A 10,278-nucleotide genomic window follows, 5' to 3' on the forward strand; every position below is an offset into this window, starting at 1 on the left:
GAACTGCGCCCCCAAAGAGCAACCACCGATGAACACCGATGAACACCGATAATGAAGAGAGAATGGTTTCCAGCCTCCCATACTTCCCATACTTCCCATAACTCCCATCCCCGCCTGACCCGCCACAAAGGCGGTACTTTCTTAGCAGGAGGCCGCCCCGGCCGACGCGGCAACCTCTTGTCGGAAAGCCCCGGGGCTTCCCGCTTCCCCCCCCGCGGCGGGCGGCGGCGGCGTCAAAAGGTTTTGCATTTGGGAAAGAAAGGACTATGATAAGGGGGAGGCGCGCGGCGATGGTGCCGCGGCGCCGCCACACCCCGGCGCGTGCCGGGAGGGAGGATCTAGAGATGGCTGAGAAGAAATCCTGCTGCGGCGGGAAAAAGGCCTGCAAGGGAAAAACCGCCCGGGAGAAGGTGGTCCGCGTGGTGGAGGAATATGTGCCCAAGTCCGTGAAGGCGGCGATGGAGAACCCCGGCGCGGTGCCGGTGAAGGCCGCGCGGGAGCTGGCGGACGTCCAGCACGCCCTGGCCGTGGCCGCTTTGGACCTCTCGGAGAAGCTTCAGGACCGGACCGAGGGGCTGGTGAAGTCCCTGCTGGCCAAGCGGGAAGGCATTCCCGAAGAGCTGCGCGAGGCGGCGGGCGAGTGGTCGCGCGCGGCCTGCGCGGGCCGCAGGGAGCTGAAGACGGCGGTGGACCGCACCCACAAGCTTCTGAAGGCCTTCCTGGACAAGACGGAAAAGGCCGCAGCCCCCGCGCCCAAGGCAAAACCGGCGGCCAAGGCCGCGCCGAAGAAGAAGGCGGCGGCAAAGAAACCCGCCGCGAAGAAGCCCGCGGCCAGGAAGAAGGCCGCCCCCAAGAAGCCGGTCGCCTGATTTGCGCCTGAAACAACAGCGGTGCGCCCCGCGCACGGGTTTGCCTTTGCGCGGGGCCGCTTGATAGTATTGAGTGTCCCCCCCGGAACGCCGGGACCCGGGGACCATGTGTGAAAGACCCTCAGCGGGTTGGAGATTCCGGCATGCGAAACGGATTGCGCGTTCTAGTTGTGGCGCTGGTGGCCGTGTGGGCGCTTCCCGTCCACGCGCAGTGGACGTGGACCCCCCAGACCGGCCGGTGGGTCAACCTCAAACGCCTGCCCAAGGAGACGGCGGAGCTGCAGATCGAGCACGCCCGTGCGCTCATGCTGGCGGGCGACCACCGCAAGGCCATGAAGGAGACGGAGAAGTTCACCCAGTTCTACGCGAACGATCCGCTGGCCGACGAGAACCAGTACCTGCGCGGCGAGATTCTGATGGCCCGGGGCCGGTGGATGGACGCGGCGAAGGAGTTTCAGAAGCTGCTGGCCAGCCACCCCGAAACGAAACGCTACGGCGACGCCATGGCAAAGCAGTACGAGATCGGCGACAAGTACTACGAGAAGGGCCTGGAGCGGATGCAGAAGCGCTTTGTCCTGCTCAACAGGAAGCGCCCCCTCAAGCACGCCGCCGAGGTCTACGGCATGGTCGTCGAGAACCAGCCCTTCACCGCCGAGGCCGCGCAGGCGCAGTACAAGATCGGCCTGTGCCACTTCACCCGCGGGGAGTACACCGAGGCCGCCTACGAATACCGCCGCGTGGTCGAGGACTACGCGTCGTCGGACTATGTGGACGAGGCGTCCTACGGCCTGGCTGAGTGCTACTACAAGGCGTCGCTCTCCCCGGCCTACGACCAGGCGCCCAGCCAGCTCGCCATCGAGGCCATGGACGAGTTCAAGGCGCGGTACCCGGAGGACGGGCGCAACTCGGACCTCGCGGAGTGGCGCGGGGAAATGCGCGAGGCCATCGCCCGCCAGCGCCTCCAGACCGCCCAGTTCTACGAGAAGCGCCGCGAGTTCGCCTCAGCCCGCCTGTACTACGAGCAGGTGGTCGGCGAATTTGGCGAGACCGGTTCCGCCGAGACGGCGAAGTCCTGGCTGGCGGAGAACAGCGGCGTGACCCATGTCGGCCTGAAATACGGCGCGCGGCAGGCCCAGTAATGGGGCCCGCGGGGTCCGGAAGGGGCGGCGGCGGCGCGGTTCTGGCGCTCTGCGCGTGCGCGGCCCTGCTGGCCGGGTGCGGCTATTCCACCGGCAGCAGCCTCGACCCCAAGTACCGGACCATTCACGTCTCCCCCTTCTACGACCAGACCCGGGAGTACGACCTCCAGGCGCCGCTCACCAACGCCGTGACCCGCAAGTTCACCCATGACGCCCGCCTCCAGGTGGTGTCGGCCGACGACGCCGACCTCCTGCTGGAGGGAATGATCGTCAACTTCACGCGGCGCGGGCTCATTTACGACAAGAACGACGAGACCACGCAGGCCCTGCTGGTCATCACCGCCGGGGCGCGCCTCACGGACCGCCAGACCGGCCAGGTGCTCTGGGAGGACCCCCTGATCACCGGCGAGACCAGTTTCTACACCCAGGCCGCGGGGCAGTCCTCCGACCGGCTGCGCGGCAACGCGGAGGTCTTCCTGCCCACCGTGCGCTCCTTCCCCTCGGAGGAGGAGAACCGGGCCGCCTCGGAGGCCCTGGAGCAGCTTGCGACCGCCGTTTTCCTGCGCGTTGTCGAGCCCTGGTGACCGGGGATGCACGTCTCCGAGTTCCTCCAGCAGACCCGCGCGGGCGCCCTCTGGCCCGTCGTGCTGCTGTGCCCCGCCGAGAAGCCCCCCTTCAACCGCGACCCCTTCGAGCCCTACCTCGCCGACGAGGCCGTCCGCGCCCTTGTGGAGGCCTCCGTGCCCCCGGGCATGGAGGACATCACCTGCCAGACCTTCCACGCCGACGAGACCCATCTCGGCCAGGTGCTGGAGGAGGCGTCCACCTACCCCTTCCTCGCCGAACGCCGGGTGGTCATTGTCCGCGCCGCCGAGGCCTACCGGGACCTGCCCGCCTCGAAGACCTCCCCGCTGAACCTGCTCACGGCCTACCTCGACCGGCCCTGCGAGACGACCCTGCTCGTGATGGTCGCCGCCGCCGCGGACCGCCGCAAGCGCTTCTGGAAAATGTGCGTTGAAAAGGGCGTCTGCCTCGTGGAGTGCCCCCAGCTCGCCGACGCCGAACTGCGCCGCTGGATCGCCGACCGCGCCGCGGCGCGCGGGCGCAGGCTCTCCGGCGACGCCGTGGCCGAGGTCATCGAGCGCGCGGGCAACCGCCTGAACGACGTGGACAACGCCCTGAACATCCTTTTCGCCCACGCGGGCGCGGAGAAGACCACGCTCACCGACGGGGATGTGCGCGCCGCCTGCGCCGACGTCGCCGAGGAGACCGTCTGGACCCTCACCGACGCCATCGCCGAGTCGGACGCCGACAAGGCCCTCCACGCCCTCCACCAGCTGCTGGCCATGAACAAGGCCCCCGAGGAGATTCTTGGCACCGTCAACTGGCTCCTCGAAAGCGCCTACCGCGCCCTGCCCGAAACCGCCGCGCCCGCGCCCAAGCCCTTCGTCAAGAAGAAGGTGGACCCCCTCGCCGCCGCCCTCGGCCTCGAAAAGCTCAAGGCGGCCATGGCCCTCTGCACCCGGACCAATTTCATGATGCGCGACTCCGGCATCAGCCGCGACCTCGCCATGGAAATACTCGTCATCAAGCTCGTCCAGGGCGCCGCCGTCCGCCGCAACGCCGCCCGCCGTTCCCGATAAGAGAAACTCCTCAAGCGGAGTCACGGGGGCGCAAAGCACAACAACGGATCCGTCCGCTACTTGCCCGCTGCGGGGAGGGCCGTCCGGCTGATGCGGAACGGGGGGGGCAGCGATGGCGCCGTCGGGAAGGGTGACGCGAGCCGGCCTGTTCGCGTAGTTCAGGACCTGCAGGCGCCCGTCCTCCTGCACGATGAGGAAGGTGTTCCCGTGAGAAGGCGGTCTTCTGTTTCGGGCCGCACAGCGGGCGGCACCCTGTGCGTATTTCCAAACGCGGGGGGCTTGACAACCGGGAAGGGATGTGCTATTAAGGACAAAGAAGCTTGTTGCGGTCCGTTATGTTAGTCGTAGTGGTTATCAGTAATATGGGGGATGAAACGGGAAGGGAGGTTCCAGATGGAACGGTCGTTTTGGAATGCGGTGTGTCCGCTCACTCGTTCACTGACATTTCGCAGGGGGATGCTGCGCGAGGGGGTGTCCGTCGTCACCCTGATCGCCCTGCTCACCACCACCCTCCAGCCGTGGGGGCATTCCGCCCCGGCGGGTGCGGCGAAGAGCCCGTCTGCTGATGCGCCCATGGTGGTTGCCCGGGTGCCCGAAACCTCGCCCGCCGCGCCACTGTTGCCGCAGGAAGCCCTTCCCGCGGCGGACACAGCCGTGGACAGTTCCGCCGAGCCGCAGGCGCAGGACACAAGCAGTCCGGAATACTGGACCCGTGTGGCGAAGGTTATGCCGACGGCGGGGAGGACGTCGCAGGAGGACGTGCAGGCGGTGCTGGCCAAGGCGCGGACCATCCGGTCCCCCAAGGCACGGGATGGCCGGCCGCAACGGCCGGATGTGCGGCGGTACCGGCCCGGCGCCCAGGATTCCGCCCCGGCGCCGGCCCCGTCTTCGGGAAGCGCCCAGGACGCCCCGGTTGCCGCAGTCGAGAAGGGGGGCGCAGAGGGGCCTGCTGATCTGCTCGCGCGGGGCGACACGCTGCTTCGGGAGAACAGGCTTGCCGAGGCCATGACCGCCTATTTCCGCGTGGTGGACGAGTTTCCGGGGTCGGCGGAGTCCGCCGCGCTGGACAATGTGGTGAACGCCCTCGCATGGGACGCCGAGGCCGGGGCGGTGGACCCGGTCCAACTGCTTTCCTTTGTGGACAGCCTGCCCGGCCCTGCGTCGTGCCGGTCGGAGAAGTCAACCTACTGGGTGGCTGCGGCCAACCAGATCGCCGGAGAACACCTCCTTGTCGCGGGAAAAGACCAGGAGGCAAAAGCCTACTTGGAGAAGGGCCGGGGCGCGGCCCTTTCGGCCATGCGGGACCTGCCCGCGTCGCCCTACCAGATATTCTTCCCGGGCCACTTCATCCGCAGTTGCCGTCTGCTGGGGGGCGACGAGCTTGTCAAGGGCGTGGAGACCCTGAAGGCGCTGGTGCGCGGGCAGGAGCGGACAACCATGCTCAAGTTCGCCGCGCGTCTGGCCCTGACCATGTCCATCCACCGCGATTTCAACGACATCACCGAAGCCGCCGTGCAGTGCGGCAGTTTGCTGGACGAGTACGAGGGGTCCGATCCGGCGCGCATGCTGGACGAGCGGACCGGCGAGCCGAACGTCCGGGCGCATGTCGAGTTTGCCCTGGGGTACGTCCGGTTCCAGATGAGCCATTTCGGGACGGCCCGCAGGCATTTTGAGGCCGTCGCAAAGGAGCACCCGGAGAACGCGCGCCTTGCCGACGCGTCCCTGTACATGGCCGCCTACCTGACGGAACTGGCGGCCCCGAACGACTACCCGGGCGCCGTCGCGGCGTACAGCGGCTATCTTGAGCGCTCGCCGGGCGGCGAGTACACGCCCAAGGCGCTGGTGCGGATGGCGGCGGCGTATGACCGGGCGGGCGAGCTGACCGCGTCCGTGCAACTGCTCCGCGAGACGGCGGAGACCTTCTCCTATCTTCCCTGGACGGAGCAGTTGAAGGCGAACATCGCGGACCGCGAGGCGGCCATTGCGGCCGGCATGGAGAACAAGCTGCGCGCGGACCGCCTGCGCGGCGACCACGGCGAGGGGCTGTGCGGCCCCTTCGCGCTGGCCCTCCTGCTGCAGGACGCGGGCATGGAGGCGGACGTCCTCACCCTCGCGCGCGAGGCGGGCAGCGATGCGTCGGGCACGTCGCTGGCCGGGCTGCTGGCGGCGGGCGCCGCCCGGGGGCTGGGCCTGTCGGCGGCCCGCATGGAGAACCTGTCGGACCTGCGCACGCCCGCGATCGCCCATCTCGCGCCCAATCATTTCGTGCTGGTCCGCGCCGTGGAGGCGGACGGCGTGCTGGTGGAGGATCCCTCGGGGCAGCGGCGGCTCACCCGGGAGGCGTTCCAGAGCGCCTTTTCCGGCTTTGTCCTCACCACGCAGAAGCTTGAACCAGACTCCCCCTGGCTGTCCCAGGAAGTGCTGGAGTCTGTCCGGGGCGCCTGCGAGGAGTTTTTCACAGACCTGAACGAGGGATACTTGCAGTGCATTAACCAGCAGTGCATACCGCTGTGCCCTGTGGACAAGTCCACGGGGTCCAATTTCAGTCCGGGCGACGCCAACATGCAGAGTTTTTCGGGGCCGGGGTTGCCCCAGCGGCTGAACACCCCCACCACGCAGCCCCAGATGCTCTGGTCGCCGCCGGGCGTCAGTCTTGGCATGACCACCAACCACCGCGCGCTGAAGATGCAGAACACCGACATCTCCCTCACCACGCGCGGTGGTCTCCGGCTTGAGTTCACGCGCAAGTACTCCAATCCCTGGGGCGACCATACCGCGTACATGCGGGACCAGAACCGGCCCTACAAGAACAACCTCGGAAGCGGCTGGTGGCACAGCCTGAACACCCACGTCCGAGCGTCCATCGAGGACGGCTATGCGTACTATCTGGACGAGTGCGGAAACACCAAGCATTTCACCCGCACGGACACCTATGACCAGGACGGGAAGCGGCTGTATTCGCGCACGCCGTGGGACACGGAGGGCGAGGACACAAACGCGCTGAGGGAGGAGCGGTCCGTTGTGCTGCGCCAGGACCCCTCGGCTAAATGGTTCGAGTTGATCCGCGGCGACGGCATGACCTACCACTACAGTGCCCCCATTCACGCGGAGGACAAGTATTGTCGTCTGGAATGGTACCGGGACCGCTCGGGGAACACGGTTACCCTGACCTATTCGGACTGCATCATCACGGAGGGCGATCCGCCCGTCAACACCAACTACGGCCGGCTGTCCCGGGTGGACACCCCCTCGGGAGACGGCCGGTACCTTACGTTTACCTACTCAGGAAATCAACTCTCCCGCGTGGAACTCAGGGAGAGCGCCGACCCGTCCGGGCTGATCAAGTATGTGGAGTACACTTATGGCCCCTGCCACACGCTGCAGCAGAACGAGCAGGACCCCTATCCGGGCGAGCCGTTCCTGCGGTCCGTCCAGGGGGACGGCAGCACGCAGGACATTGTCTCCTACGAATATGACGCCGGAGAGTACAACAACGCCGTCCATGGGCGTTTCCCCTGGAAAATCACAGACAAGCGGGGTGCCCAGGCGGAAATTACCTTTGAATACGCCATCGTGCCGGGGGAATCCTTCGTTTCCGCAAACCGGATAACCCTGGAGGCGCCTGACGGTGTGGTGATGGAGGTGCAGAAGACAGACCATTACATGGCCGCCATCCGACACTATGATGGGACAACACTTCTCAGCAGGACTGAATATGCTCTGGGCCCGCACGGGGTGCAGACAACCAGCGTGGCGATGTACCCGGATCCGTCCCAGCCCGCTGCGGTCACATGGACGTATGGCTACAATGCCACGGACATCTACGACTTTCGCGCGAACGTTATGACGGGTGCGACGTATGAGTACAACGCGAAGGGCCGGGTCACGAAGGCGTGGCAGGGCGGGGTCTACTATCGCTACGAATACGCGGCGGGGAACGACCTGCATCCTGTGCGCATGTACGGCCCGGGCACGTCCAGCGACACGGACAAGGGGCCCGTCACGGAATACACCTACGACGCGGCGGGCCGCATATACAATGTCAAGCCGCCGAACATGGGGAGCAACGGCATCACCTACAGTTATGACGGCTATGGGCAGGTCATTTCCGTCCTGGACCCCGCCGGGGACGTGGAGTACTTCCAGTATGACACCCGGGGCAACCGGACCAGCCACACGGACAAGGGCAGCAACACCACGACCTTCACCTACGACGACCTGGGGCGCGTGCTCACCGCCACCGCCCCCGGAAACCGCACCACCGCCTACACCTACACCGGCGGCTGCTCGTCCTGCGGCGGCGCGGCGGGCCTCGTGTCCACCATCACCACGCCGGACAACAAGACCACATCGTTCACCTACGACGCCAACGGCAACCGCCTCACGGCCACGGACCCGATGAACCGGACGACCACCTACGCCTACAACAGCATGGACCGTCCGACCACCGTCACCCTGCCCGACAGCCGGACCATGTCCTACAGCTACGACAAGCTGGGCCGGCCGGTAGCCGTCACCGGGGCCGACGGCCGAATCACGCGCCACCAGTATGACTACCGGGGCCTCCTGCTGAAGACCTGGCTGGAGAACGACCCCGGAACCACGGCCGACGATGACACGCTTGTGGAAAACGAGTATGACACGCTCGGGCGCCTGACCAAGGTCACGGACGCCAAAGGGCAGATCATCAACTACACCTATACCGGCAGGGGGGAGGTCGAGAAGACCATACACGGGTCCACCAACCTGATTGACCCCGACCCGGCGAAAATATACCTCACGAACCTGTACGACACGTACGGAAGGCTCATAAAGACCGGCGCGTGGACCTTTTCGCCGGACAACCCCTACACCGACCCCGTCGAGTATTTCTACAACAACACCACGGGGCAGTTGACCAAGAAGCGCTTCACCAACGGCACGGACGTCAAGGAGATTGACTACAGCTACGACATCCTTGGGCGGCCGGTGCAGGTGGATGACTGGCTGGGCGGCACGGGCAGCGACGGCCACCATTTTGAGTACGACGACAACGGCCGGGTGACCACTTACACGGACTTTGACGACGCGGAGCTGACGCTGGCCTATGACGCGTACGGACAGGTCACCTCCATGACGGCCTACGAGGCGGGGAACACGCACGCCTACGCCTATGACACCATGGGCCGCCTCACGACACTGACCGCCCCCGGAAACCGCCAGTGGGGCTTCACCTACAATGACGCCGGGCAGCCCGTCTCCTACACCTGGCCCAACGGCATGTCCACCCACTACACCTACGACACGGCGGGGCGGCTGGAGAAGATCGAGCACAAGGACGGCTCGACGGTGAAGGCCGGCTGGGCCTACGAGCTGACGGCGGACGACAACATCGTCCGCATTGCGGACACGCGCGCGGGCGTGGCGCAGGCCTGGGAGTACGAGTACGATTCCCGCAGCCGCCTCATCCACGCCCTGCGGTTCGGCGACAACGGCAAGCCGCAGTTCCGCCAGGAATTCGTGTATGACGAGGCGGACAACATGACCTCCGTCACCACCCTCACCTTCAGCCAAAGGGTTTGGGACACCTTTGCCGATGGCAACTACACGGCCTCCCCGCCGTGGACGGTGCAGTCGGGCACCTGGTCCGCCGCAGCGTATGACCTCGCCCCCGTGCCCGCCACGGGCACCCGGACCATCAGCACCGCCACCACCACCCGGTCCCCCGAACTCCGGCTGGACTATTACCTGCCTCCCTCGCTCCAGGGCCTCTTCGACAGCTTCAGTGTCTACGTCCGCTACGTGGACGCGTCCAACTACCTGCGGATTGTGTGGGTGTGGGGCAGTCTGGTGGTGTACGAGACCGTGGCCGGCGTGGAGACGCAGCTTGCCATGTTCCCCTATGCTTCCATGACCATGGACTCCTGGCAGACGCTGGCGGTCCAGGTGCGTCTTGACAAGCTGGCGGTGTATCATGCCCCCAGGGGCAAGGCACCGCGCCTGCTCGGCGGAGACATTGCCGTGAGCACGACGATGAACACAAACTCCCTGCGGCTGGGGGTGTCTGGTCAGAGCGGGTTCCGCTTTGACAGTGTGTCGGTCCATGCGCGGTCGCTGGATGCGGCGAAGAGCACGACCTATGCCTACAACACGTCGAACCAGCTCACGTCGAGCGTGACGAACGGCACCACCACCAGTTACACCTATGACGCCTGGGGGCGGCTGCTCACCCGCACCGCGGGCACCGCCTCCGCCTCCTACGCCTACCGGGGCGACAAGCTCAAGCAGGTCACCTCCACCTTCCCCAACGAGGACTCCGTCGCCATGAACTACGACGGCCTCGGCCGCCGCCGCAACCGCATGGCCAACGGCGTCAGCCCCATCACCTGGTGGCGCTACGGCCTCGGCTGGGACACCGTCGCCGAGTACACGGACAATGACACGGACTGGGCCGTGGAGGGGTTCTCCAAGTTTAACGTGATGACGGACTTCATGCACCCCCTGGCCGAGGCAACCGTCGCCTCCGGGCAGCCGCCCGCCAACGCCGCCTACAGCTATCTGGCCCTCGACCACCTCTCCAGCACGCGCGGCGTCTTCAGCCAGACCAAATCCCAGACCGGCACGATGGAGTTCCTGCCCTACGGCGCC

General features: G+C 66.4%; 5 protein-coding genes. All 5 read left to right on the plus strand.

Features of this window, described 5'->3' with window-relative positions:
* Positions 1–344: 344 nt before the first annotated feature.
* Positions 345–869 carry a hypothetical protein gene (locus GXY15_13385; GenBank protein ID NLV42203.1) on the plus strand — a complete coding sequence of 175 codons (525 nt, stop codon included), beginning with the start codon at positions 345–347 and terminating at the stop codon, positions 867–869.
* A gap of 143 nt (positions 870–1,012) precedes the next feature.
* Entirely contained in the window at positions 1,013–2,008 is a 996-nt protein-coding gene (bamD, locus tag GXY15_13390) for an outer membrane protein assembly factor BamD (GenBank protein ID NLV42204.1), read from the plus strand.
* Positions 2,008–2,592 carry an LptE family protein gene (locus GXY15_13395; protein ID NLV42205.1) on the plus strand — a complete coding sequence of 195 codons (585 nt, stop codon included), beginning with the start codon at positions 2,008–2,010 and terminating at the stop codon, positions 2,590–2,592. The genes bamD and GXY15_13395 overlap by 1 nt, the downstream gene beginning before the upstream one ends.
* A 6-nt stretch (positions 2,593–2,598) precedes the next feature.
* A complete protein-coding gene (gene holA, locus GXY15_13400; protein NLV42206.1) occupies positions 2,599–3,651 on the plus strand; it encodes a DNA polymerase III subunit delta in 1,053 nt (350 codons plus the stop codon).
* A 393-nt stretch (positions 3,652–4,044) separates the two neighbouring features.
* Positions 4,045–10,278, plus strand: a 6,234-nt coding sequence (locus tag GXY15_13405) for a hypothetical protein (protein NLV42207.1), incomplete at its 3' end; no start/stop codon positions are given.

The sequence above is a fragment of the Candidatus Hydrogenedentota bacterium genome (assembly GCA_012730045.1).
In the GTDB taxonomy this organism is placed as follows: Bacteria; Hydrogenedentota; Hydrogenedentia; order Hydrogenedentales; family CAITNO01; genus JAAYBR01.

Bases quoted from the DNA above. Each gene is read 5' to 3' on its own strand.
- GXY15_13385 (NLV42203.1), top strand. From the start codon at position 345: ATGGCTGAGAAGAAATCCTGCTGCGGCGGGAAAAAGGCCTGCAAGGGA.
- bamD (NLV42204.1), top strand. From the start codon at position 1,013: ATGCGAAACGGATTGCGCGTTCTAGTTGTGGCGCTGGTGGCCGTGTGG.
- GXY15_13395 (NLV42205.1), top strand. From the start codon at position 2,008: ATGGGGCCCGCGGGGTCCGGAAGGGGCGGCGGCGGCGCGGTTCTGGCG.
- holA (NLV42206.1), top strand. From the start codon at position 2,599: ATGCACGTCTCCGAGTTCCTCCAGCAGACCCGCGCGGGCGCCCTCTGG.